General features: G+C 36.3%; 26 protein-coding genes. 13 read left to right on the plus strand and 13 right to left on the minus strand.

Annotated elements, in window-relative coordinates:
* Positions 1-236 precede the first annotated feature (236 nt).
* Complete coding sequence (locus QV06_RS04760) at positions 237-1,061, plus strand: DUF5718 family protein (RefSeq protein ID WP_065237167.1); 825 nt, start codon at positions 237-239, stop codon at positions 1,059-1,061.
* A 56-nt stretch (positions 1,062-1,117) separates the two neighbouring features.
* Here the strand turns inward: QV06_RS04760 and era are convergent, their stop codons facing one another.
* From era to QV06_RS04790, 6 genes are all read right to left on the minus strand, one after another.
* A complete protein-coding gene (gene era / locus QV06_RS04765; RefSeq protein WP_065234311.1) occupies positions 1,118-2,041 on the minus strand; it encodes a GTPase Era in 924 nt (307 codons plus the stop codon).
* 16 nt (positions 2,042-2,057) lie between these two features.
* Complete coding sequence (rnc, locus tag QV06_RS04770) at positions 2,058-2,738, minus strand: ribonuclease III (RefSeq protein WP_065237168.1); 681 nt, start codon at positions 2,736-2,738, stop codon at positions 2,058-2,060.
* 2 nt (positions 2,739-2,740) lie between these two features.
* Positions 2,741-3,712 (minus strand): signal peptidase I, encoded by a 972-nt coding sequence (gene lepB / locus QV06_RS04775; RefSeq protein WP_065237169.1) that lies wholly within the window; start codon positions 3,710-3,712, stop codon positions 2,741-2,743.
* Positions 3,713-3,721: 9 nt separating this feature from the next.
* Positions 3,722-5,518 (minus strand): translation elongation factor 4, encoded by a 1,797-nt coding sequence (gene lepA / locus QV06_RS04780; RefSeq protein WP_065234314.1) that lies wholly within the window; start codon positions 5,516-5,518, stop codon positions 3,722-3,724.
* A 149-nt stretch (positions 5,519-5,667) separates the two neighbouring features.
* Complete coding sequence (nfuA, locus tag QV06_RS04785; protein ID WP_065234315.1) at positions 5,668-6,252, minus strand: Fe-S biogenesis protein NfuA; 585 nt, start codon at positions 6,250-6,252, stop codon at positions 5,668-5,670.
* Positions 6,253-6,339: 87 nt separating this feature from the next.
* The gene (locus QV06_RS04790) at positions 6,340-7,044 is read right to left on the minus strand and encodes a phosphoribosyltransferase family protein (protein ID WP_065237200.1); all 705 of its coding nucleotides are present in this window, start codon (positions 7,042-7,044) and stop codon (positions 6,340-6,342) included.
* Between the two features lie 127 nt (positions 7,045-7,171).
* Here QV06_RS04790 and QV06_RS04795 point away from each other — a divergent pair, with 127 nt between their 5' ends.
* From QV06_RS04795 to QV06_RS04810, 4 genes are all read left to right on the plus strand, one after another.
* Complete coding sequence (locus tag QV06_RS04795; RefSeq protein ID WP_065237170.1) at positions 7,172-7,987, plus strand: Cof-type HAD-IIB family hydrolase; 816 nt, start codon at positions 7,172-7,174, stop codon at positions 7,985-7,987.
* Between the two features lie 205 nt (positions 7,988-8,192).
* On the plus strand, positions 8,193-9,164 hold the full coding sequence (locus QV06_RS04800; protein WP_065237171.1) for an ABC transporter substrate-binding protein: 972 nt from the start codon (positions 8,193-8,195) through the stop codon (positions 9,162-9,164).
* Between the two features lie 71 nt (positions 9,165-9,235).
* The gene (locus QV06_RS04805; RefSeq protein ID WP_065237172.1) at positions 9,236-10,144 is read left to right on the plus strand and encodes an ABC transporter permease; all 909 of its coding nucleotides are present in this window, start codon (positions 9,236-9,238) and stop codon (positions 10,142-10,144) included.
* The gene (locus QV06_RS04810) at positions 10,141-10,935 is read left to right on the plus strand and encodes an ABC transporter ATP-binding protein (protein WP_065237173.1); all 795 of its coding nucleotides are present in this window, start codon (positions 10,141-10,143) and stop codon (positions 10,933-10,935) included. The genes QV06_RS04805 and QV06_RS04810 overlap by 4 nt, the downstream gene beginning before the upstream one ends.
* Before the next feature lie 66 nt (positions 10,936-11,001).
* Here the strand turns inward: QV06_RS04810 and QV06_RS04815 are convergent, their stop codons facing one another.
* The 5 genes from QV06_RS04815 to QV06_RS04835 are packed head-to-tail and all read right to left on the minus strand — an operon-like array spanning position 11,002 to position 14,878.
* Positions 11,002-11,946 carry a transketolase family protein gene (locus tag QV06_RS04815; protein WP_065237174.1) on the minus strand — a complete coding sequence of 315 codons (945 nt, stop codon included), beginning with the start codon at positions 11,944-11,946 and terminating at the stop codon, positions 11,002-11,004.
* Complete coding sequence (locus QV06_RS04820; protein ID WP_065237175.1) at positions 11,939-12,760, minus strand: transketolase; 822 nt, start codon at positions 12,758-12,760, stop codon at positions 11,939-11,941. The genes QV06_RS04815 and QV06_RS04820 overlap by 8 nt, the downstream gene beginning before the upstream one ends.
* 3 nt (positions 12,761-12,763) lie before the next feature.
* Positions 12,764-14,128 carry a PTS ascorbate transporter subunit IIC gene (locus QV06_RS04825; RefSeq protein WP_065237176.1) on the minus strand — a complete coding sequence of 455 codons (1,365 nt, stop codon included), beginning with the start codon at positions 14,126-14,128 and terminating at the stop codon, positions 12,764-12,766.
* A 16-nt stretch (positions 14,129-14,144) separates the two neighbouring features.
* On the minus strand, positions 14,145-14,417 hold the full coding sequence (locus QV06_RS04830; RefSeq protein WP_065237177.1) for a PTS sugar transporter subunit IIB: 273 nt from the start codon (positions 14,415-14,417) through the stop codon (positions 14,145-14,147).
* Positions 14,418-14,434: 17 nt separating this feature from the next.
* Positions 14,435-14,878 carry a PTS sugar transporter subunit IIA gene (locus QV06_RS04835; protein WP_065237178.1) on the minus strand — a complete coding sequence of 148 codons (444 nt, stop codon included), beginning with the start codon at positions 14,876-14,878 and terminating at the stop codon, positions 14,435-14,437.
* A 166-nt stretch (positions 14,879-15,044) separates the two neighbouring features.
* On the opposite strand from QV06_RS04835, the gene QV06_RS04840 reads away from it, so the two are divergent.
* Positions 15,045-16,064, plus strand: a complete 1,020-nt coding sequence (locus QV06_RS04840; protein WP_065237179.1) for a LacI family DNA-binding transcriptional regulator — start codon at positions 15,045-15,047, stop codon at positions 16,062-16,064.
* Positions 16,065-16,142: 78 nt separating this feature from the next.
* On the opposite strand, the gene QV06_RS04845 is transcribed toward QV06_RS04840, so the two are convergent.
* Complete coding sequence (locus QV06_RS04845) at positions 16,143-18,341, minus strand: TonB-dependent hemoglobin/transferrin/lactoferrin family receptor (RefSeq protein ID WP_065237180.1); 2,199 nt, start codon at positions 18,339-18,341, stop codon at positions 16,143-16,145.
* Positions 18,342-18,509: 168 nt separating this feature from the next.
* The gene (rsmD, locus tag QV06_RS04850; protein WP_065237181.1) at positions 18,510-19,121 is read right to left on the minus strand and encodes a 16S rRNA (guanine(966)-N(2))-methyltransferase RsmD; all 612 of its coding nucleotides are present in this window, start codon (positions 19,119-19,121) and stop codon (positions 18,510-18,512) included.
* 128 nt (positions 19,122-19,249) lie between these two features.
* Between rsmD and ftsY the strand changes: the two genes are divergently transcribed.
* From ftsY to QV06_RS04885, 7 genes are all read left to right on the plus strand, one after another.
* Positions 19,250-20,533 carry a signal recognition particle-docking protein FtsY gene (gene ftsY, locus QV06_RS04855; protein ID WP_065237182.1) on the plus strand — a complete coding sequence of 428 codons (1,284 nt, stop codon included), beginning with the start codon at positions 19,250-19,252 and terminating at the stop codon, positions 20,531-20,533.
* A 9-nt stretch (positions 20,534-20,542) separates the two neighbouring features.
* The gene (ftsE, locus tag QV06_RS04860; RefSeq protein WP_065237183.1) at positions 20,543-21,208 is read left to right on the plus strand and encodes a cell division ATP-binding protein FtsE; all 666 of its coding nucleotides are present in this window, start codon (positions 20,543-20,545) and stop codon (positions 21,206-21,208) included.
* A 10-nt stretch (positions 21,209-21,218) separates the two neighbouring features.
* Complete coding sequence (gene ftsX, locus QV06_RS04865; RefSeq protein WP_065234323.1) at positions 21,219-22,154, plus strand: permease-like cell division protein FtsX; 936 nt, start codon at positions 21,219-21,221, stop codon at positions 22,152-22,154.
* Positions 22,155-22,418: 264 nt separating this feature from the next.
* Entirely contained in the window at positions 22,419-23,366 is a 948-nt protein-coding gene (gene corA / locus QV06_RS04870; protein WP_065234324.1) for a magnesium/cobalt transporter CorA, read from the plus strand.
* A 249-nt stretch (positions 23,367-23,615) separates the two neighbouring features.
* The gene (locus QV06_RS04875; RefSeq protein ID WP_065237184.1) at positions 23,616-24,305 is read left to right on the plus strand and encodes a helix-turn-helix transcriptional regulator; all 690 of its coding nucleotides are present in this window, start codon (positions 23,616-23,618) and stop codon (positions 24,303-24,305) included.
* Between the two features lie 14 nt (positions 24,306-24,319).
* Positions 24,320-25,279, plus strand: coding sequence for a sugar phosphate isomerase/epimerase family protein (locus QV06_RS04880; RefSeq protein ID WP_065237185.1), 960 nt, complete (start codon positions 24,320-24,322; stop codon positions 25,277-25,279).
* A gap of 92 nt (positions 25,280-25,371) precedes the next feature.
* A complete protein-coding gene (locus QV06_RS04885) occupies positions 25,372-26,616 on the plus strand; it encodes an MFS transporter (RefSeq protein WP_065237186.1) in 1,245 nt (414 codons plus the stop codon).
* The last annotated feature ends 35 nt before the right edge of the window (positions 26,617-26,651 follow it).

The raw sequence follows: 26,651 nt of genomic DNA on the forward strand, positions 1-26,651 counted from the left end.
CAACAAGATTTTTTGAAGTTTTACTCTTCTTAAAACGAATCCGCTTACCTCTCTAGCAGTGGCTTGCCTTGCTCTTGTTGCGTGAGGCGGCATTATAGGGATTTTTTATTGGCTTGCAATAGATTTTATGACGTAATTCACATTTTTTTATTTAACTGCCTAGAAATTCCGCAAAATGTATTGTTTTGCAGCAATTTTCTTTTTACTCTGTATTTTTTATCCTAATGGAGATAATCATGAATTTAACCCAATATATTGGTTTTGGTGTTGCTGGTAATTTTGCTGGTCACCTAGAACAAGCTGGTGAAGCAAAGGATTTTGCTGATGTTGTAACCACAGAAGAATCTCAACCTAAAGCTATTTTCCCCTTTTATGTTCCTAATGCTAATAACTTCCTCGCTACTTTTCCGTTGTCATCTACTGAAATAAAAATGCCCCAAGGTGCAGATAACTTACAAATTGAGCCTGAAGTCGCTGTATTTTTTAATATTGCATATGATGAAAATAAACAAGTTATAGGTTTAACTCCATCTGCTTTTGCTGCTTATAACGATTGTTCTATTCGTAAACCTAATGCCAAAAAAATCTGTGAAAAGAAAAATTGGGGGAAATCATCTAAAGGCCTATCTAGTACCATTTTACCGATCAATACTCTTGAGAAAGGCGGTGAATTAGATCATTTCCGTATTGCTTGTTATCACAAACGTCAGCAAGTATTAACCGCTTATGGTATTGATAGTCCAATTGCTGGCTATAATTATTTCAATCAGAAGCTAGTTGCTTGGTTAATTGACAGAATGAATAACCAGCCCGATCAAGGTCCTATGAATAATATTGCCGAATTACTCCAACAAGCAAACTATCCTACCCAAGCAATTATTAGTATTGGTGCTACCCGCTATACTGAATTTGGTGAAACCAATTATTTACAAATTGGAGATACGAGTATTGTCGTTGTATACGATGGTCGCAAATATACTGAACAACAAATACAACAATTTGCTCAAACAGAAGCCTTTCCTGCTGATATTTCTGCATTAATACAAGCCGTTGTTTCTTAATTATAAAAAGGCCTCAAAAGATTGATCTTTTGAGGCCTTTATTACACTATTTTCAACTAATCATCCATATAACCTAAACTTCTTAACGCACGTTCATCATCAGCCCAACCACTTTTCACTTTTACCCAAAGTTCTAAATGTACTTTAGCATCAAATAAACGCTGCATATCTTGTCTAGCTTCTGTGCCGATTGTTTTTAATTTTTGTCCTTGATGACCGATCACCATCTTTTTCTGACCTTCACGTTCTACCAGAATCAGTCCATTAATTTCTAAAGTTCCACGTTCATTAACTTTAAATTGCTCAATTTCTACTGTTACTGAATAAGGTAACTCCTCTCCCATAAAGCGCATTAACTTTTCACGAATAATCTCTGATGCCATAAAACGCTGTGAACGATCAGTAATATACTCTTCAGGGAAATGATGTACACCTTTGCGTAAAGATTGACGCACAATTTGTTGTAATTGATGTACATTATTACCACGTTGTGCAGAAATTGGGATAATCTCCTTAAAATTAAATTTCTCTGTTAGTTGTTGAATAAATGGTAATAACTCATCTTTATTCTTAATATTATCAATCTTATTAATCGCTAACACCACAGGTGCTTTAGCACTACGCAACTTATTCAGCACCATTTCATCATCTTCATTCCAATGTGTGCCATCTACCACAAAGATGATCAAATCAACATCAGTAATTGCACTACTTGCCGCACGATTCATTAAACGGTTAATTGCACGTTTTTCTTCAATATGTAATCCGGGAGTATCCACATAAACCGCTTGATAAGCACCCTCAGTATGAATACCTACAATACGATGGCGTGTTGTTTGTGCTTTACGTGAAGTAATCGAAATTTTTTGCCCTAAAATTTTATTTAGTAATGTTGATTTACCTACATTTGGGCGTCCTACAATCGCCACAAATCCACAATAGGTTTCTGATTCTGTTAAACTTTGCTGATTTTCTGTCATTCTCTTCTCATTAAAATTATTTTATTTTTAACACTGCTAAAATTTTTTCAGCAGCAGCTTGTTCTGCTTTACGACGACTACTACCTACACCTTCAAAGACTTCTGCAAGTTGTTGAATTTGACACGTTACCTTGAATGTTTGATTATGTGCTTCACCTTTAATATCCACTACGGTGTAAGTTGGTAAAGGCTGACGAATACCTTGTAGATATTCTTGTAATCTCGTTTTAGGATCTTTTTGGCTATCACCCGGCTCAATTTCAGCTAAACGTTGTCTATACCAAGTTAATATAACCTCTTGAGCAGTTTTAATTCCGCTATCTAAATGAATAGCACCAATAATAGCTTCTACCCCATCAGATAAAATTGAACTACGACGATAACCGCCACTTTTCAATTCACCAGGCCCCAGTTTTAAGTAATCGCCAAGATCAAATTCAATAGCAATTTGTGCTAAAGTCTGCTCCCGCACTAAGGTAGCTCGCATTCTACTTAAATCTCCCTCTGGCGATTTAGGAAATCGATGATATAACGCTTCGCCAATAGTGAAATTTAAAATTGAGTCCCCTAAAAATTCTAAACGTTCATTATGCACACTTGCCGCGCTTCTATGAGTTAACGCTTGTTGCAATAATCTAATTTGGCTAAATTGATAACCTATTTTTCTTTGTAATCTCTCTAAATGTTCAGTATTCATAATTATTTGATGGTTTCAAAGAAGCGCTCTGTCCGAATTCCTGTCGGCCATTCACCCTCTTTTTTATCTAAACTTAACCAGATCACTGTTGCTTTACCGACAATATTTTGTTCTGGTACGAAACCCCAAAAGCGACTGTCATTACTATTATCGCGATTGTCCCCCATGACAAAATATTCTCCCTCTGGGACTGTCCACTCTCCAACAGGATTTCCTTCTTGTTTGAAATAGTATGGATCATAATTGAAACGATCTGGATTCAATAAAATTTGATGTGTTACAGCACCAATCTCAGTACGCTCAATTTGTGCATTGCCGTGATATACAAATTCTGGATTTGGTGTTAAACCTTCATATCGATAAGTCTCACTTGGGCAAGTTTCTTCCTTACAAGCTGGTGTTACAGTTAATACCCCATCTTGTTGATCATATTTAATATGATCTCCCGGTAGCCCAATTACCCGTTTAATATAATCAACATTAGGCTGAATTGGTGCTTTAAAAACAATCACATCCCCACGTTTTGGTTCCCCTAATGGAATCCATTTATTTTGGAATACAGGATCTTTAATCCCATATTCGTATTTATTCACTAATAAAAAATCACCTACACGTAACGTCGGCTCCATAGACCCTGATGGAATTTGAAAGGGTTCATATAAAAATGAACGTACAATTAACACTATCGCTAAGACAGGAAATAATGAAGCAACAAATTCGGCACTCTCCGAAATAGGTTCAATACGTGCTTTTTCTTCATCTGTTAATTGTTTACCGCTCCGTTGTTCCGCACGAGCAATTTGACGTAAGCGTTTCGGTTGCAGCACAAAGCGATGATAACACCAAAAAATTCCTGATAAAGCAGAAAAAACAATCAGCAAGATAGTAAATGTATTAGGTAATTGGAAGTAATCTAATACTTTCCACAATACAAAACCAATTCCCAATAAAATAGGCAAGAAAAAATTCGACATACTTGCTCCTTATTTGTCTTTTCCTACATGAAGAATAGCTAAAAACGCCTCTTGTGGAACTTCAACGTTACCTAGAGATTTCATCCGTTTTTTACCTTCTTTCTGTTTCTGTAACAGTTTTTTCTTACGGCTAACATCACCACCATAACATTTCGCCAAAACGTTCTTACGTAATTGTTTTACCGTTGAACGTGCAATAATATGGTTGCCTATCGCAGCTTGAATCGCAATATCAAATTGCTGACGAGGAATTAACTCTTTCATCTTTTCAACTAATTCACGACCACGGTATGGCGCATTATCTTTATGAACGATTAATGCTAACGCATCAACACGATCACCATTAATCATAATATCAACTCGCACCATATCTGCTGCTTGGAATCGCTTAAATGAATAATCTAATGATGCATAACCACGAGAAGTAGATTTCAAACGGTCAAAGAAATCTAAGACAACTTCCCCCATTGGAATTTCATAAGTTAAGGCAACTTGATTACCATGATAGACCATATGAGTTTGTACCCCACGTTTCTCTACACATAATGTAATCACATTCCCTAAATACTCTTGTGGCAAGAGCATATTACATTCGGCAATAGGTTCTCGAATTTCCTCAATGTTATTGATTGGCGGTAATTTCGCTGGACTATCAACATACACTACTTCACCATTCGTCATTGCAACTTCATAAATTACCGTTGGTGCGGTGGTAATCAAATCGAGATCATATTCACGCTCTAAACGCTCTTGAATGATCTCCATATGTAATAGCCCTAAGAAACCACAACGGAAACCAAAACCTAATGCGCTTGAATTTTCTGGCTCATAGAATAATGAAGCATCATTTAAGCTCAATTTGCCTAATGCATCACGAAATGCTTCATAATCATCAGAACTTACAGGGAATAATCCTGCATAAACTTGTGGTTTTACCTTTTTAAATCCTGGTAGTGGTTTGTCTGCTGGATTATGGTGTAACGTCAAAGTATCCCCAACAGGGGCGCCAAGAATATCCTTAATTCCACAAACAACCCAACCTACTTCACCACATGAAAGTTCTGTCGTATCCACCTGCTTAGGCGTAAAGATCCCTAAACGATCCACACCATAACTTTGACCAGAACTCATTACCTTAATTTTGTCACCTTTCTTGAGCGTACCATTTTTAATCCGAACTAATGACACCACGCCAAGATAGTTATCAAACCAAGAATCAATAATTAACGCTTGCAATGGTGCGTCAGGATCACCTTTCGGTGCTGGAATACGTTTAACAATTTCTTCTAAAACATCCTCTACACCAAGCCCTGTTTTCGCTGAACAACGCACTGCATCAACCGCATCAATCCCAACGATATCCTCAATTTCTTCTGCCACACGTTCTGGATCTGCGGCAGGTAAATCAATTTTATTTAAAATCGGTACCACTTCGAGATCCATTTCTATCGCTGTATAACAGTTAGCTAAGGTCTGTGCTTCCACACCTTGTCCTGCATCCACAACCAATAATGCACCTTCACAAGCTGCTAATGAACGAGAAACTTCATAAGAAAAGTCAACGTGTCCTGGCGTATCAATAAAATTTAGTTGATAAGTTTCACCATTTTTAGCGGTATAGTCTAAGGTCACACTTTGTGCCTTAATGGTAATACCACGTTCACGTTCTAGATCCATCGAATCTAGCACCTGTTCTTCCATTTCACGTTCAGTTAATCCACCGCACACTTGGATTAAACGATCCGAAAGCGTTGATTTACCATGATCAATATGAGCAATAATTGAGAAATTACGGATATTCTTCATAGATGAGTAATATTAATACTTTAGTTAGTTAATTAAAAAATAATCGGAAGATTTTACAAGAAACTAGGAAAAACTGCTACTAGAAAGGAATTTGTTACGCTACTCAGTAAAAAGGCAGATTTTGCGTCTGCCTTCATTTACTTGATTGTTTAGTAATAAGAATGTTCACCACGTTGATGTTCTGTTACATCTTTCACACCCTTCAATTCCCCATCAAATTGTGCAAGCAGTTGTTTTTCCACTCCTTCTTTTAAGGTTACATCAACCATTGAACAACCATTACAACCGCCACCAAATTGTAAAATCGCTTCGCCTTCATCTGTGATTTCAATCAGCGTAATACGTCCACCATGGCTAGCTAATTGAGGATTAATTTGTGTTTGAATCACATAATCAACACGTTCAATTAACGGCGCATCATCAGCCACTTTACGCATTTTTGCGTTTGGTGCTTTTAGGGTTAATTGTGTTCCCATATCATCGGTAATAAAATCAATTTCTGCATCTTCCAAAAATGGCAGACTAATCTCATCAACAAATGCAGAAAAAGTTTCATATTTCATCTCACTATCTGTTGCTTCTACTGCAGAAGGCGGACAATAAGAAACACCACATTCCGCATTTGGTGTACCTGGGTTTACCACAAAAATACGAATATTTGTTCCTTCTTCTTGTTGATCGAGTAGTTTGCGGAAGTGTGCTTGTGCTGCACTAGAAATTTTAATTTGTTGCATAATGCTTTTATCCCTTAATAAATACTTGACTGATATAGTCGGGAATAATACGCTCAATCAAAAAAATTTTCCACTCCCCAACCACAATCAATCTATTTTTTGCGTTTTACATAATGCCCAAACTTGTATTTCTGTAATACCCTCTCGCTGTAAACAATGACAAATCTCCGTCATTGTTGTCCCTGTTGTAATAACATCATCAATAATTGCCACTGACTTTACTGTTTTTGGTAATGGTTTTTGCAATATAAATGCTTGTGCCAAATTTTGTTGTCGTTGGATTGCGGTTTTTCCTCGCTGTGTTTCAGTGGCTCGATAACGGACAACAACATCATCTCGATAAGGAATCTTTAACCATTTACTTAAATAATGGGTTAGCAGCGTTGCTTGGTTATAACCTCTATGCCATTGTCGTTGATGATGTAAAGGTACAGGAATCAATAAATCGGGCAGTTGTAGTTGATGGGTACACCGTGCCTTTCTAACCGCTAAGTACAACCAACGCGCTAAACTCCGATCAAGATAATAAGCTTGATTAAACTTAAATTGATAAATTAGTGAACGTAATGGTTCTGCAAATGCAGATACAAACACAATCTGTTGCCAACTCGGTGGAGAAAGCAAACATACCCCGCACTGTAACTGATCCTCTGGCAACGCAGTGCCACAACGTCCACAATAACAAAATTGCGGTAATTGCCGATAACAAAGAGAACAAATACCATGCTGCCCAATGGCTAAACGGCGTTGACAAATAAAACAAGATGTATCAAAAAGATTCGTATTTTTCATCTTGTCAGCATATAGCATTCATCACAGTAACAGTCTCTCCATTCTCCTTTTTGTGAGCTCTTTCGAGAAAATAAGAAAAAATGGTATGATTGCTGCTCCTTGTTTCTAATAAAAAGATGTTTGAAGTATGTTAAAAGCACCAATTAAAGTTATTTTTTTTGATATTGATGAAACCCTCTATGTAAAAGATAAAGCTATCCTGCCTGATACTGTTCCAACCGTTATTCGTAGTTTAAAACGTAAAGGCATTATTCCCGCTATCGCAACAGGTCGAGCAAGATGCGCCTTCCCCGAGAAAATTGATCAATTAATTAAACAAGAAGGTATTGAACTATTTGTCACGATCAATGGGCAATATAATAGCTATCAAAACCAGGTTATTGCTAAACATCCTATTGATACCGCTGATATTGAACGTATTGTTCACTTTTTAAATCAACACCAAATTGAATATGCTTTTGTTGGAAATGAGGGCATTGCAGTATCCAATATTACTCCTCACCTAAAACAAGCACTCGATCCGATTACAACACGTTACTTTATCGACAAAAATTATTATCAAGCCCATGAAATCTACCAGTTACTTCTGTTCTATGCTGCGGAACAAGATCAATTTATAGCTGATTCAGGTATTCTTAAGGATAAGTTTAAAACTGTGCGTTGGCATGACTACTCTGTTGACTGTTTAGTGGCGACTGGTTCTAAAGCAAGTGGGATTGATGCAGTCGTTGAACACCTCGGTTTAACAATAGACAATGTAATGGCATTTGGTGATGGTCTTAATGATATTGAAATGATTAGTCATGTTGGCACAGGCGTTGCCATGGGAAATGCTCATCCAGAACTAAAAAAAGTTGCTGACTATACAACCGAAGATATTGAACACGATGGGCTATTAAAAGGTTTACTTGCCTTAGGTGTACTTAATTCATCCGATCTATAATCTCACCTTTACAACCGTAAAACATTCGTTACACTCTGCATTTTGTGATATCTCTCACAAAATGCAGATTAATTCCAATAAACTATTATCAATCAAAGATCTTCTCAATAAAGTCGCTCTGTGCTATAACTAACTCACTTATTGTAAAACAATGTGTAACGTTAATTTTACAGCCAAACATTAATAATGCACGAAAGGAGCGACTATGAAAAAATTTAAACTCACCTTATGGGCAACATTAGCAGCAACCACTTTATTAACCGGTAATACAATCGCAGCTGAGATGAAAAATGTTGCGATTACCGCAATTGTTGAACATCCTGCACTTGATGCGGTCCGTCAAGGTACAATTGCTGAATTAAAAAAAGAGGGGTTTGAAGAAGGTAAAAACCTAAAAATCGATTTCCAAAGTGCACAAGGCAATACTGCCACAGCGGCGCAAATTGCCCGTAAGTTTGTTGGTGATAAACCTGATGTTATCGTAGCAATCGGTACACCAAGTGCCCAAGCTGTCGCAGCAGCAACTCGCCATATTCCACTTGTTTTCTCCGCAATTAGTGATCCTGTGGCGGCAAAATTAGTAAAATCTTGGGAAGCTTCTGGTACAAATATCACTGGAACTTCAGACGCTCTACTAATCCAACCTCAAATTGACTTAATTAAACGTTTAATCCCGAATCTAAAAGCTATCGGCTTTGTATATAGTTCAGGGGAAGTCAATTCAACTGTCGTATTAAAACAATTACAAGAAGCGGGTAAAGCCAATGGTTTTACCGTTGTTGAAGCGCCAGCACCACGTACAACCGATATTAGTACCGCAGCTCGCAGCTTGAAAGGTCGAGTTGATGCTATTTATACCTCAACAGATAATGGTGTCGTTTCTGCCTATGAATCACTTTATAAAAGTGCATTAGATGCAGGTATTCCACTTATCGCCGCTGATACTAGTACAGTTTCTCGTGGTGCAATTGCGGCATTATCCAATAACTACTACACCCTAGGTGAAGAAACTGGAAAAATTGTTGGTTCTATCTTAAAAGGTGAAAAAGCTGGCAATATTCCAGTAAAAACAATGGATAAATTAGATCTTTATCTTAACTTAAAAGCAGCTAAAGCATTTGGTGTGAAAGTTCCTCAAGATTTAATTGATTCCGCAAAAGACGTAATTAAAGAATAACTGCTTTGTTTGATAGGTATAGCTTCAAGTTATACCTATCTGTTGTTTTCATTTAACGTAATATTATTACTATGACTTCAGTTCTATTTTTAGGTGCTTTAGAAATTGGTCTCATTTATGCCATTGTAGCCTTAGGTGTACTCATTTCTTTCCGTATTTTAGATTTCCCTGACCTGACTGCTGATGGAAGTTTTCCTTTAGGTGGTGCGGTCTGTGCTGTGTGTATTGTTAATGGTATTGACCCTTGGTTAGCAACGCTAATCGCGGCTTTTGCTGGTGCAATTGCAGGTTTGGTAACGGCTTGGTTACATGTTTCACTTAAAATTTTACAATTATTGGCCAGTATTTTAGTGATGATTGCACTCTATTCTGTCAATTTACGCATTATGGGGGCGCCAAACTTACCTTTATTAGGTGAGGCAACAATTTTCGAGCCTTTTATTAATGCAGACGCAAGTAATCAGATGTATGTCCAACCTGCTATTGTTTTAGGTTTTGTGATAGTAGTGAAACTATTATTAGATTGGTTCTTCAATACTGAAATTGGTCTAGCCGTAAGAGCTACTGGTGCTAATGAAAGAATGTCAAAAGCCCAAGGTATCCCAACTGGCCGTATGATTTACCTCGGTATGGCATTATCCAATGCGCTTATTTCATTAGGTGGTGCACTCTTTGTGCAAACACAAGGTGGTGCCGATATGTCGATTGGAGTGGGAACGATTGTTATCGGTTTAGCTGCTGTCATTATTGGAGAAACCCTTATCCCAGCAAAACGTCTCTTTATGATCACGTTAGCTGTAATTATTGGTTCTGTTCTTTATCGCTTCTTTATTGCTATCGCATTAAGTAGTGAAACATTAAGAGATATCGGTTTTGGTGCTCAAGATCTAAATTTAGTCACTGCTATTTTAGTCGTCTTTGTACTAATACTCCCACAAATTAAAAGTCGCTTTCTAGCAAAAAGAGGTAACGGAGCATGATGAAATTAGAGGATCTGCGTATTACCTTTCATCGTGGTACGCCGATAGAAAACCCTGTATTAAGAGGACTTTCACTAAATATCTCAAAAGGTGAATTTGTTACTGTTATTGGTAGTAATGGTGCAGGTAAATCCACTTTACTCAATGCAATCTGCGGTGATTACCTTGTAGATAGCGGTAAAATTTATCTTAATGGTGAAGATGTCACCCGTAAAACGACTTGGCAACGTGCAGCAGCTGTAGCACGAGTGTTCCAAGATCCAATGCTTGGAACCTGTGAAGGTTTAACTATCGAAGAGAATATGGCTCTTGCTTACTGTCGAGGTCAGCGCCGTAATTTATCGTTTTTCGTTAAAAAAGAAACCCGAGAGTTTTTCCGTGAAAAACTCTCTATTTTAAAACTTGGCTTAGAAAACCGTTTAAGTGACCGTATGGGCTTACTCTCTGGTGGCCAACGCCAAGCAGTTAGCCTATTGATGGCTTCTTTACAACCATCCAGTATCTTATTACTTGACGAACACACGGCTGCACTTGACCCTAAAACAGCTGCATTTGTAATGGAGCTAACCGATAAAATTGTCGAAGAAAATCAACTTACTGTAATGATGGTGACTCACTCTATGCAACAAGCCTTAGATCATGGAGATCGTACCGTAATGCTTCATCAAGGTCAGGTGGTATTAGATGTGAATGGAGACAAACGTAAACGTATGAGCGTCCAAGATTTATTACAAATGTTCGAGCGTACTCGTGGTGAACGAATTAGCGATGATAGTTTGTTATTAGATTAAAGCTTCTGCTTACTAAAAACGGCTTGGTATGATAAATCATATTAAGCCGTTTTGTTAAATATTCACTCAAAAGAAAGTTAGTGCTTGTTTTACAATATCTTCTGCTGTTAACTCATACTCTTTTTGTAAAAAATCAACAGTTCCTACTTGACCATAACGTTGTTTAATACCCACTCTCCTCATTGGTACTGGGATTGATTCTACTAAAACTTCTGCTACTGCCGAACCTAACCCATTTTCAATACTATGGTTTTCACAAGTTATCACCTTTCCTGTCTGCTGAGCATATTTAATGATTGTTTCTGCATCAATTGGTTTTAATGTAAACATATCAATAACAGTTGCTGAAATTTGATATTTTTCCGCTAAAATATCTGCTGCTAATAAAGCTTCAGCCACCATTATGCCATTGGCAATTAATGTGATATCTCTACCCTCTTGTAAAACTTTTGCTTTACCAATTGTAAAAGTTTCATCATCAGTATAGATTTTTGTTGCTTGTTTCCGAGTGGTTCTAACCCAGTAAAATCCTTTAAGTTGAGCTAATTGTTGCAAAATTTTCCTAAACATTACCGCATCTGTCATTTCTAATACATTTGCATGGGCTAAACCTCTTACAATACCCATATCCTCAAATGACATATGTGTTCCACCATTATGAGCCGAAGTAATTCCAGCATCTGATGCAATTACTTTAACATTATTTTGTTGATAGTCTAATGACATGAATAATTGATCAAAACAACGGCGACTTGCAAACGCAGTAAATGTATGGAAAAAAGGAATATGACCAGCAATAGACATACCAGCAGCAACACCAATACTATGAGCTTCCATAATACCGCAATTAATCACATTATTTGGGTATTGTTTTTTGATCTTATCCATTGACATAGAACTCATCAAATCAGCTTCTAAATCAACAATCAGAGGATTTTTTGCTATTAATTCTGACATTGTTGATGCATATACCGCTCTCATTTCAACATTGTCTTTTTGTAAATTACGCATATTTACCCTCCAGCTCAATAATTGCCTGTTGAATTGCTTGTTTCATTACATCATCTAGCCGTAAATGATGACAATTATTCATCTCCTCAAGATATGAAACACCTTGTCCCTTAATCGTATTTACAACAATCAACTTAGGTTTATCTGCTATTTTTTCGTCTAATACTTCTGCCAACTTAATAACATCTTTCCCATCTACTTCTATACAATCAAACCCAAATGTAGAAAATTTTTCTACTAAACTAAATGGTTCAATAATATCTGATAACGTACCATCTAATTGCATCTTATTATAGTCAACGATAACAGTTAGATTAGTTAATCGATGATGGGCAATAAACTGTAATGCCTCCCAGCATTGTCCTTCATTTAATTCTCCATCACCTACAATACAAAAAGTACGATTTGTTAAACCTCTAAGATAATGAGAAAAGGCAATTCCCGTTGCAATAGATAAACCTTGACCTAATGAACCTGTGGTTGCATCTATCCCAACTGTTTTTAATCGATCTGGGTGACTTGGTAATAAAGTTCTATTTTTATTTAATGTTTGTAATTTCTCTATTGGAAAAAAACCTTTCAATGCTAATGTACAATAAAGAGCGGGGCCTCCATGCCCCTTTGATAACACAAAATAATCCCGGTCTCCCCAATCTGGTTGCTGTGGATTCACTCTCATTACTTTGCCGTATAAAGCAGCTAATATTTCAACAATCGACATACTGCCACCAAAATGTCCAAAGCCTAAATGAAGCAAAGTTTTGAGTGTTTCTACTCGGATTCGATTAGCAAATTTAACTAAATCCGTTTCCATTCTTTACTCCTTAGTTTCTACTACATTTTTCTCTTTTTTAGCGTAGTTATAAATAACTAATAAGAGCAAAATACTAACAATCACAGCAGTAATCACATCTTTATTCCAGTAATTCGCCATATTACCTAAAATAATGCCAATAACACCAAAATCTGTATCAGAGAAAGTCGTATTAGCGAAACCTAAATTCCCTAATACAGGAAGCAAAAATACTGGAAGGAAAGTAATTAATACACCATGTGCAAATGCACCAAGTATAGCTCCTCTACGTCCTCCCATTGCATTACCAAATACTCCTGCAGTCGCACCACAGAAGAAATGAGGTACTACACCTGGAAGAATTAATACCCAGCTTAATTGACCAAGAATAAATAAACCGACTAAACCACCAACGAAACTTGATAAAAAACCAATTAATACGGCATTTGGCGCATACGGGAATACAATTGGGCAATCTAGCGCAGGTCTTGCATTTGGTACTAATTTTTCTGAGAATCCAGTAAATGCAGGAACGATTTCTGCAAGAATTAAACGCACACCTTGTAAGATAATGAACACACCAGCCGCAAAAGTTACTGCTTGAATAATCGAATAAACTAAATAATTTTGCCCACCGCTAAATTTAGTTTCAATAAACTCTGAACCACTAGCAACAGCCAAAATCAAATAAATCACCATCATAGTTAATGAAATGGAAATAGAACTATCGCGTAAGAAACTTAAGTTTTTTGGTAGATTCATTTCCTCTGTTGATTTTGAACCTTTACCAGTCCATTCACCAATTGCACCAGCTAACACATAACCCACTGTACCAAAGTGACCAAAACCCACATTATCACTACCTGTAATATGTTTCATATAACGATGTGCAATATAAGGGAAAAATGCCATTACAAGTCCTAATGATAATGAACCTACAAAAATAAGTTGCACACCTTCAAAACCAGCTACAGTAAGAATAATCCCGATCATACAAGCCATATAAAAGGTATGATGCCCAGTTAAAAAGATAAATTTTAAGCGAGTAAATCGTGCTATCACAATATTTGCCACCATACCAAATGCCATAATTAACGCAGTTGCAGTACCATACTTTTGTAATGCTAGTGATACAATAGCTTCATTATTCGGAATAATTCCTTGCACATTAAATGCATGTTGGAACATATCTCCTAACGGTGTCAATGATCCCAGTAACACACCTGCACCACCACCTAACACAATAAAACCTAAAATAGTTTTGATCGTACCTTTAATAATATCTGGCATGGCTTTTCTTTGTGCAATTAAACCAACTAATGCAATTAAACCAACCAAAACAGCAGGTACTTTAAGAATATCTAAAATAAAAAAAAGCAAAGAGTTCATAATGCTTTCCCCTTAATTAGTTCGCATTAAAATATTTAGTAAGTTTTTCTTCATACTCGGTTAAACTCACAATATTAGTAATTACGATAAGTTTATCCTGAGCAATACCGCTACTAGCTGCAATATCTTTGGCCATTACGAATACATCAGCATCTGTTGGATTTACCGAAGCCAAATCAGTATGTTCTACTTCTGCACTAATCCCCATTTTGCTCAATACTTTCTTAATATTCATTTCCATCATAAAGCTGCTGCCTAGACCAGAACCACATACTGCCATAATCTTCATAATAAACCTCCTAAAGGTCATTGGTTTTTAATAAAAGTAAAAATTTCATCTATTGTTTTTGCATTAATCAAGCGCTCTATATTTGCATCATCACTAAGAATTTCAGCTACAGATGCCAATGCTGATAAATGCTCTGTATTATCCTTTGCAGATAACATAATTATTAATGACACTGGATCATTTTCTTCGGAATAAAAATTGACGCCAGACGATACAACTAATAATGAAAATCCTGTCGCAAGTGCCCCTTCTTCTGGTCTTGCATGAGGCATTGCTATTCTTGGCGCAATTACAAAATACGGTCCTACTTTTTCATAAATACGAAAAATATTATCAACATAACGTGTTTCGATAATGCCCTCATCCAACAAGGGTTTTGCACAAAGCCTTACTGCATCTTGCCAAGAATTTATCCTTTCTACAATTTGTATCCGTGATTTTGGTAAAAATTGTTCCAACATGATTTACTCCTTTAGATCTCTATTACAAAGAAGTTTAATCAAAGCTCAAATAGCCATCAATCGACAAATTTCATTTTTGTGATAGCGCTAACATTTTCTTTTTACTTTCTATGTGATGATATACTTATCCTAAATTCATTTTAGTTCTGCAAATAAATAAAGAATTATGGCTGAGCAAAAAAATAAATCTCGACGAAGTACAGGAAAAGTTACTCTTGCCGATATTGCAAAAGAGGTGGGAGTAGGGCAAATGACCGTTTCACGAGCAATCCATAAACCAGAATTAGTTTCTGAGGATTTACGCAACAAAATCCAACAAGCCATCCAAAAAATGGGATATATTCCTAATCTCGCAGCAAGAAATTTAGCTACTGTAAGTTCTAATACTGTTGTTTTAGTAACAACATCTCTAATCGCAACAGAAAATACGCTTATTATGGATGGGTTACATAGAGAAATCCAAGCTACTGACTTACAGTTACTAATTTTATTTGTAGAAAAGGAAAAAGATTGGATTAATCAACTTATTAACTATGCCCCAGAAATAGTTGTATTATTAAATATGGAATGTGATCAACAACAACAGCAAAGACTAACAACGCTCAATATTCCTTTAATCACTATTGGTGCAAAACAAACAAATAAATTTAGTATTAATATTGGTATTGATGTTTCCCATGTTATCCATTTACTTGTTACTCATCTTCTTCAAAAAGGAAAAAAAGAAATTGGATTACTTTGCGCTAATCAACATTTATCAATATTTCAACAATATATGCAAAGTTGGCATAATGCCTGTTTAGAACACTTTATTAATCCACATCTTATCTTACATAATGCTGAACAGGCTTCATTTAAAACAGGTTGCCAACTCTTTAATGAAGCACTGTTATTATGGGGAAAAATTGATGCATTTATTTGTTTATCAGATGAAGTAGCTTGTGGTGTAATATTTGAAGCTCTACGCCGCCATATTAATATTCCTCATGAAATCTCTATCAGTAGTATTGGTGGCTTAGAGATTAGTCAAGTTTCATACCCAAAATTAACAACAGTGTATATTCCTTATCGGGAAATGGGTATTCTTGCTGGGCGTACCCTACGTCGTTTATACCACCAACAAATTACTTACCAACCTGAAAATATTTTGCTACGAAGTCGTTTAATTGTTCGAGATAGTACTTAAAATTAGATAATCACTATACAAGAGTAATTAATAATTACTACTTAACATTATTAACTACTCTTGTTATTCAATTCGGTATTAAAACTGTAAAGAAACACTCATTTTAACATTTCTTCCTGTACCGGAGACTTTCTCACCTAAGTATTGCTGATAATTTTTATTAAAAATATTATCTACGGCAAAATAAACTTTTAATGATTGTACAGACTTCGGCTTCCAAGTTAAGAATACATTATGCAATGTATAACCAGCTGTCTTTGGTAAACTCCAATAACCTGCGGCTGGATCTTGATCGCTTGGAGAATGATCCTGCCGTCTTACCATATCTGCACGCCATCCTAATGACATATCCATAGATGGGACATTAACGCCTAAAGACAAACTAGCTGTTCTTGGTGGAATTTCCGCAATCCAAGTTCCTTCTGGAAAAAAAGGATCTCTTGGTGAAGCATCTCGTTTACCTTTTATTTGTGAATAATTAAAACTTCCAAAAACATAAGTTGAATTATAATAAGCTTCAACTTCTACTCCCTGAATACGATAACCAGGTAAATTTCGATAATTAGATACTGGTTTCTTTGTTTTATCATAAATTCCGCGTGTTTTAAAAATTTCATCTTTTCCTCTCGTATAAAAGAACAATGTACGTAACTGTAAATTGTCCTCTTCTAATAAGAGATTATCTAATGTTAAAAAAGTACCGACACGAATAGATGTTATCTTTTCTTTTTGTAAATCTCGGCTTGATCCAGAAATATTTGCTTTTGCATATTGTACTTCATACTGCTCATCTATCACTGGAGCTCGCCAGGTTTTGCTAATATCTGAAAAGACACTGAATTGTTTGTTTACATTCCATTGTAAACTTAAAAATGGAGACCAACCACTATAGGTCTTAGATTGATAATTATGTCCTGCAGAAAGATCATTATAAATACTTGCTAAATTCTTCTTACCAATATTTTTTATATGATCATAACGTAACCCAGGCTTAATTAACCAAGAGTTCCACTCTATTTGATCCTCAATAAAAATACTTTGAGTATATTGATTTCCAGAAGGCATATATGCTGGCGTATATACACCGTAGTTATAATCCTGGTTTCTTACTTTAGATAAATCCAGCATAACAACATCTCGTTTACTATGATGCCATACCCCCCCCCATACCAAACGATGCTTGATTTTTGCAGTATCAAATATTGCTGTATTACTTAACTCAATATTCCAATCTTTATAATCTGTCCAACTTCTATTCCCCATAGAAGAGGCAAAAAATTTTGAGGCTAATTCATGACGCTGATCTTGCTGAATTGTTCTCGCAAAACCAAATTTTGCTTCAATATTAACCAATGGATTATCTGCGGTATAGACATAATTTAACGTATAATTTTCATCTTTTAATTTGCGATAAACTAACTTTCGTTTCCATGCAATATCTAAACCATATTTAGCAATATCTGAAGCACTTGGTACTGATAGATCAGAACTACGCTTCGCAGCAAAAGGCGTCCAACCCTCATCACTAAAACGAACTGCTGAAAAAGTGATACGTTGTTTAGTATTCGGAAACCAATTCATTTTAAAAAGATAGCTATTATTATCATTTTCTGAAAATAAAAATTGACTTCCATCTGGACGAGTAATATTTTTCCCGTTTCTTATTGAAGTATAGAATAAAGCATCTAAAGTTTTTGATGAATTTCGAGCAAATACCGCTGCACTATAAATATTCTGCTTATCATTTGTATGGTAGCTATATTTTAATAAGCCACCTAGTTGCCGATCTTCTGTTAAAAAATCACTAGGATCTTTAGTTGTAAAACTTACTGTTCCACCAAATCCACCATTACCATAACGAGCTGAAAAATTTCCTTTATCAACTTCCACACGTTTTAAAAGATCGGGTTCAATAAAAACCGAGCCTTGTTGATAACGTTCAAAATTTTTTTGATTACCATCTAATAAGATTCGAACATCTTCGCTATCTTGCATACCCCAAATATTTATACTTTGCCCACCTGGATTAGGAGAACCTGCCATACTAACACCAGAAAGAACATTAATTAAACTACCTACATTATCTGCTTGTTGTTGCGCAATATTTTCACTATTTAGCGTTACTCTTCCACTAAGAATTTCTTTATTATGATTTTCAGTATCAACAAGAATTTCAGGTAAAACATCATATTTTTGTGAGAATACTACTAATGGGTTAGCTACAAATAAGATAATAGACAATCTTACAGTTCTTAATAGGATCGATTTTTTAATCATCAAATAACCTCTTTATCGTTAATAGGGTGAAGAGGTCATATAATAATGATAATGATAACTTATCTCAATAAAATATTAATCTTTACTTTTACTAAATTAAAGAATAGGAATACATTTACTTAATAGACCATCGACTTTATTCGGCATACTAATAAAAGTTATTGATATTTAATAAATTCCCTCACCCTTACACATCTGTTTTTGATACAGGCGATAAGCCACTTGTTGCGTAAATTTCTCTTTTAATAATTGCCACGTCTGAGGAATCTCAATCTCGTTTAACGTTTTTTCACACTCAAGATAAATCAGTGCATTCTGTGCTAACCAAGATCGGCTTTCTAATAATGTTATGGTTTCAACTAATAGGTCTTGATGGAAAGGGGGATCTAAAAAAACAATATCAAATGGCGCTGTTACTGTTTGTTCACGTAGAAAACGCAAGGTATCAGTGCAAATCACTTCCCCATTTTGAGCTTTTAACTGTTGCAAATTTTGTTGTAACTGTTTTGCAATGACAGAGGACTTTTCTAACATTGTTACGCTTTTCGCTTGACGTGAAAGCGATTCAAAGCCTAAAGCGCCACTGCCAGCAAAACAATCTAAACATCTTGCATCAACAATATCATTCATCAGCCAATTAAATAATGTTTCTCGAACACGATCTGATGTCGGGCGTAAGCCTTGTGAGAGTAATACGGGTAATTTTCTGCCTCGCCATAAGCCAGCAATGATACGCACATCCCCCTTACCTTGAGGAACTTTTACTAGGTTTTTTGCCATAATAAGAAGAAATACTAAGCATAGATAAATTTAAATGATAAACTAGCGAATATTTTAGTCTATTATTTTATAAATTTGGATAACCTTATTTTGCTTTAATTTTTAGTGTTTTAACTCGGTACTTCTATATGTCAGAAAACAAACAGAAAAAAGGATTTTGGGCTTCATTATTTGGACGTAATAAACAAACTGAACAACCAACTCACTCATCACCATCAGAAACAGTACAACCTGCAATTACCGAACCAGAAAAACAACCAGAACAAGATGTTGCAGAATCAACTGTTGTAACAGAAACACTCTCTGAACATCAATCAGAAACAGCTATTGAGGATACAACGAGCCAACTTGATCCTGCCACAGAGGAAAATAAAGTTACGACAACCTTAGAGCCAGAGCCAGAGCCAGAGCCAGAGCCAGAGCCAGAGCCAGAGCCAGAGCCAGAGCCAGAGCCAAGCAAAATTGAAACGCAAGAGAAGCCAACAAAACAAGGCTTCTTTAGCCGTTTAGTACAAGGTTTAGTCAAAACAAAACAAAATATTGGCGCTGGTTTTCTGAATTTCTTTTCAGGTAAGAAAATTGATGACGATCTCTTTGAAGAGCTTGAAGAACAATTATTAATTGCAGATGTGGGCGTTCCAACGACCAGTAAAATTATTAATAATCTTACTGAACACGCTAGCCGTAAACAGCTTAAAGATGCGGAACTCCTCTATCAACAATTAAAAGTGGAATTAGGTACGATTCTTAAACCAACCGAACAACCATTACAACTAACTGATAAAAAACCTTTTGTCATCTTAATGGTTGGCGTGAATGGCGTTGGTAAAACTACAACAATCGGTAAATTAGCAAAACAATTCCAGCAACAAGGAAAATCCGTTATGTTAGCTGCGGGAGATACTTTCCGTGCAGCGGCGGTTGAACAACTACAAGTTTGGGGTGAACGGAACCATATCCCAGTGATCGCACAAGCGACAGGTGCAGACTCCGCTTCTGTACTGTTTGATGCAATGCAATCTGCAACTGCCAAAGGCATTGATGTCCTAATTGCCGATACCGCAGGTCGCTTACAAAATAAAAATAACTTAATGGATGAATTGCGTAAAATTGTGCGCGTGATGAAAAAATATGATGAAACTGCACCGCATGAAATTATGCTTACTCTTGATGCAGGTACTGGACAGAATGCAATTAGCCAAATGAAATTATTTAATGAAGCAGTTGGTATTACTGGTATCACCTTGACTAAATTAGATGGTACAGCAAAAGGTGGTGTTATTTTCGCCCTTGCTGACCAATTCAATGTTCCAATTCGTTATATTGGCGTAGGAGAAAAAATTGATGACTTACGCCCATTCAAGAGTGAAGAATTTATCGAAGCGTTGTTTGTATCAGATAAAGAGATGTAAGGAAAAACTATGATTCGATTTTCCGAAGTAAGTAAAGTTTATAGCGGGGGAACTAAACCCGCTCTACAAGGCATAAATTTCCATTTACCCGCTGGCAGTATGACCTATATCACAGGTCATTCTGGTGCAGGTAAAAGTACACTACTTAAATTAATTTTAGGTATTGAACGTGCTAATGGCGGCAATATCTGGTTTAACGGTCATGACATTACTCGTCTTTCCGCTTCAGAGATGCCTTATTTGCGCCGCCAAATTGGTATGGTTCACCAAGATTATCGCTTATTAACCAGTTATACTGTACTGGATAATGTCGGTTTACCCTTAGTCATTAATGGAATGCACCCTTCCGAAGTTAAACGCCGTGCCTCTGCTGCGTTAGATCGTGTTGGATTATTTCACCGCGCGAATTACTATCCACAACAACTGTCCGGCGGTGAACAACAAAGAATCGATATCGCTCGTGCCATTGTTAATAAACCGCAACTCCTTTTAGCCGATGAACCTACGGGGAATTTAGACAAAGAGTTATCACTCGATATTTTCCGGTTATTTGAACAGCTCAACCATATGGGCGTTACTGTGGTTATTGCAACACACGATATCAATATAATTTCGCAAAATCCAAAACCGACAATCGTGTTAGAACAAGGGCATTTAAAACAATTTATTCGTTAATAGGATTACTATGAGTCAGCGTCATCTGAATGCACCACTATGGTTACAACTTAAACTTGTATTCCAAATGGTGATGCGTGAATTATATAAAAGAAAATTAGGTACATTACTTACTGTGTTAGTTATTGCTGTATCCCTAACTGTACCTGTCACCACTTATCTATTATGGAAGAACGTACAATATGCGGTAGATAACTTTTATCCAGAGTCAGAGCTTGCGGTCTATCTGAATAAAAGTCTTAGCGAACAAGATACTAGCTCAGTAGTCGAAAAACTCCGATCACAAGAAGGTGTTGCTTCATTAAATTATATCTCTCGTCAAAAAAGCCTCGAAGATTTTCGCCAGTGGTCTGGTTTTGGTGAAGAACTGTCATTACTTGATGATAATCCATTACCTGCAGTCGTTATGATTAAACCAACCAAAGAGTACCAAAATACCAATGAATTGATGGAGTTACGTTCTGCATTAAGCAAAATTAAAGGTGTTCAAGAAGTCCGTCTGGATGATGATTGGATGGAAAAACTCGGTGCCGTATCTTACTTAATTGCTCAAATTGCCATCATTTGCAGTATTTTGATGAGCTTAGCGGTATTTTTAGTAATTGGTAATAGCGTACGTTCAGATGTGTATAGCAGCCGAGCGAATATTGAAGTGATGAAGCTTCTTGGTGCAACTAATCATTTTATCTTACGACCATTTCTTTGTACTGGGATTATTTATGGCGTTTTCGGCAGTATCCTCGCCACAATTTTTAGCTTTATGCTAATTGCTTATTTCTCAACGGCTGTTACCTATGTTGCAAATATTTTTGCCCTTAAATTTGAATTAAATGGTTTAGCTTTACCAGAAATTCTCTTTATGATTATTATTTGTTCAGCAATTGGTTATGCTGCAGCATGGATCTCCGCCAATAAACATATCAATGATTTTGAAAAGAAAAATTAACATAAAAAGTCAAGTGGCGTTTATTAGCGACGCTTGACTATCCTGCTCGACAAGAGTAACATTCCGCCCGACATTTTTTCTATGAGGACAAACACTTTGGACAGTCACAGTCGATACTGGTTTTATTTTTTCAACTAATCTTTTCGCCTCATAGCCTATGCTTATCGGCGAAAGGTCGGTAAGTATCTCAACTACCCTATTTAAACTAGAATCTTTTAATTTTGTTCATTGCGTTGTTCAAAACCCAACCAAGGGAGTACGAACATGATCGGAGCTTTTGCTTTAGATGACGCACGTTTAGTGCGTATTGATGAAAATAGTGAAGCATTGAATGATGCAATTTGGATTGATCTCTTAGAGCCTACTGTTGAAGAACGAGAAATGCTGCAAGAGGGATTAGGACAAAGCTTAGCCTCTTATCTTGAACTAGAAGACATCGAGGCATCTGCACGTTTTTTCGAAGATGAAGACGGTTTACATCTCCACTCATTTTTTTATTGCGAAGATGAAGATGATTACGCTGATATTGCAACCGTTGCATTTACTTTAAGAGATGGACGTTTATTCTCATTAAGAGATCGTGAATTACCTGCTTTCCGTTTATATCGGATGCGTTCACGAACACAAAAACTACTAGAATGTAACGCTTATGAATTACTGCTTGATCTGTTTGAGACCAAAATTGAGCAGTTAGCTGATGTAATCGAAACCGTGTATGCCGATTTAGAAAAATTAAGCCGCATTATTTTAGAAGGTAAACAAGGTGAGGCGTTTGACCGAGCATTAGCCACCTTAACCGAACAAGAAGACGTCAGCTCAAAAGTGCGCCTTTGCTTGATGGATACACAACGGGCATTAAGTTTCTTAGTTCGCAAAACACGTTTACCAGCAAGTCAGCTTGAACAAGCTCGAGAAGTATTACGAGATATTGAATCCTTGCAGCCACATAATGAATCACTTTTCCAAAAAGTAAACTTCTTAATGCAAGCAGCAATGGGTTTTATGAATATCGAACAGAACCGTATTATGAAGATCTTCTCCGTGGCTTCATTGATTTTCTTACCACCAACATTGGTATCTTCAACCTACGGAATGAACTTCGCCAATATGCCAGAATTAACCTGGAAATTTGGCTACCCATTTGCCTTAATTCTGATGGTATTAGCTGCCCTATTCCCATTCCTATATTTTAAACGGAAGGGATGGTTATAAAATTATTTATTACAAAATAAAAACAAAAAATTAATAAAAACTAAGAGAGGTATTTCTAAATCAATACCTCTCTTTTTTATTACCAGGCAAAAACTTTCCCTTTATCTTATTCTGACCAAAGATTAAATTACCCTAAAGTTCTATTAACATTTAGATCTACATCACAGAATTAAAAATTTTAATTTGACTTTCCACACGCAATCAAATTTAATTGATTATTATTGATAAATAATAAAATTTTTTTGAGTCATGATCAAAGTATCCCGTAAAATACCAACATTACTTAATTACCCATTAACGGATGTGGAACGACTGATTTTACGGAACTATGAACCAGTACTAGAAATGCTGAGTAATTTTTTAGGTACCGAGTGTGAAGCTGTTCTCCATTCATTAGAAGATTTACAACATTCAGTAATCAAAATCAGTAACTCGCATCTTACTGGCAGACAAGTAGGGGCGCCAATAACAGATACTGCTTTGCGAATGTTAAAGCAAATTGAAGAAGGGCATACCGTAGTTTCTTCCGCTTATTTTACTCATTCTAAAACAGGGAAAAGAATGCGTTCGATTACTCAAGCTATCTACGGTGAGCATAATCGAATTATTGGATTACTTTGTGTCAATTTAAATTTAGATATGTCATTAACTGATTTTTTTCAGTTCTTATTCAATGCCACATCTGATTTAAAACAAGATACTCAAGGAGAACATTTTGCAGAAAATGCGGATGATTTATTACAACAAATCTCGCATCAGGTAATTACTGAAGTAGATTCAGATCCGACTATTTCTGTAGCCAACCGCAATAAGCAAATTGTTTTTTTACTTAATCAAAAAGGTGTTTTCGAATTAAAAGGTGCTATTAAACGAGTTGCTGAATTACTTGGTATCTCAATTCATACCGTCTATATGCACTTACGCAATCACCCTAAATAATAGGAGACCACATTATGCGTTTTGGACTCGAAACAGAATCTTGCCATTTACTGTTCCAACATCACAAAATGGATGTTTTTTCATTTATTCGTAAAACCTGGGAATTAGGCTTAGAAGGCGTACAGCTAAATATTATTCCTGATTTAAATTTACACCCAGAATTAGGCGTTCTAGCCAGTGCAGATAATCAATACCTACACCGTATTCGTGAGGATATTGAACGTTATAATCTCTATTGTGAAGTAGATACCCGTTTTTGTGATCAAAAACATCTTGCCCCAGCCTTACGTATTGCTAACGAATTAGGTGCTGACGTGGTAAGAACCTATGTGAGTAATGGCAAGTTTAATCCAGAACGAATGGCATTAGCTCCAGATCATCTCAAAGAAATTGTGCCATTACTTAAAAAATACCGTATCAAATTGGCATTAGAAAATCATGAACACGAAACCTCTGCGGAGATTATCAATATTATTAAACAAGTCAATAGCATTTGGGTGGGTGCACTCTGCGATATTGGTAATTCTATGATGGCTTGGGAAGATCCAGTAGAAGCCGTAGAAGCATTAGCGCCTTATACCTATTCCACCCATTTTAAAGATCACATTATTACACTGCATGATGGCGAACCTGTTGTGTGCGGTGTTCCTATCGGAGAAGGAAGTATTGATGTAGAACATTGTTATCAAATCTTAGTCGATAAATCGCCAATTACTCGCATCAATATTGAAAATTGTTACCCCTATTGTGCTCGCTTTGCTCGACCAAAAGGTACTGGTGGCGTCACAGAATTTACTGGTGCTTTTGAAATTAAACAACCAATATTTCCAGAAAGCTTAGTTAAGCCAATGGATTATTACTACCCACATAACATTTCAGAACACGCATTAACAGAATTGACCAAAGCTCAATTGAAAGCCTTAGAAATCTCTCGGGATAAATTATGGCAATTCAATCAGAAATATAGTCAATAAGTGTTGAAACACTTAAACAATTATTGTGATGATGCTAATTATAAGCATCTTAAACGAATGTAGTTAAATACTCTCAAAGTGAGGAGGATAATATGCGAACAGGACTTTTTGCCAACAAATGGGTTCAGCTCGGCTTTTTAGTATTAGGTGGTGGAACAGTTTATAAACTTTCCAGTATTAAAGATGTTTTTTATGTTCCTATGCAACAAGATTGGGGACTTACTAATACACAAATTGGTTTAGGATTTACCGTTTATGCGATTGTGCAAACTATCGGTTATTTCTTTTCTATGTATCTTGCTGACCGTTATTCAAAAAAATACTTACTGCCCGCAGGATTAATTGGGGTCGCCCTTTGTGGTATTTATTTAACTACATTACCACCATTCCTTGGTTACTTAATTGCTTTTGGAGCCCTCGCCTTTTTCGGTGAAGTCGTTTATTGGCCAGTATTACTTAAAGCCGTTCGTTTATTAGGTTCTAAAGAGGAGCAAGGACGTTTATTTGGTTTCCTTGAAACTGGACGTGGTGTTATTGATGTTATCGTTGCTTCTGGTGCACTATGGGTATTCGTACTATTTGGTGAAGGAAAAGCTGGTATGCAGGCTGGCTTACTTTACTATACGATTGTAACTGGTCTAGTCGGTGTCATTACTTATTTCCTTGTTGATAATGATGATAAGGTAGTAACCGATAACAATCAATCTGCTAATCAAAAAGTTTTTGCTGGTATTCTCTATGTTGTTAAAGACGTGAATACTTGGTTGGCTGCATTTGTTATTTTCTTTGTGTATTCAACCTATACTGGATTAACTTACTTTATTCCATTCCTTAAAGATATTTATGGCTTACCAGTTGCCCTCGTAGGTGCTTACGGTATTATCAATCAATACGGGTTAAAAATGGTAGGCGGTCCAATCGGCGGTTTCCTTTCCGATAAAGTATTCAAATCACCATTAAAATATCTGCAAATTGCATTTATTGTTTCTGTTGTCAGTATGCTGCTCTTTATCCAATTACCACATGAATCAATGAATGTTTATCTTGGGATGACAGCAACTTTAGGTTTTGGAGCGATTATCTTCACACAACGGGCAGTATTCTTTGCACCAATGGAAGAAGTTGGCGTTCCACGTGAATATGCAGGATCATCAATGGCTCTCGGTTGTTTAATCGGCTATATGCCATCTATGTTTGGTTATGCAATTTATGGTTATATGCTTGATACTTATCCTGGTATCGCAGGTTATAACAAGGTGTTCTATATTATGGCTGCATTTGGCGTACTTGGGCTTATCTGTGCCACTCTATTATTACGCCGTATCAGTAAAAAATAATCCTAACTCTTAAAAAATGCGGCACTCGCCGCATT

Origin of the sequence: Gallibacterium genomosp. 3 (genome assembly GCF_001678475.1) — a bacterium.
Classification (GTDB): Bacteria; Pseudomonadota; Gammaproteobacteria; order Enterobacterales; family Pasteurellaceae; genus Gallibacterium; species Gallibacterium faecale.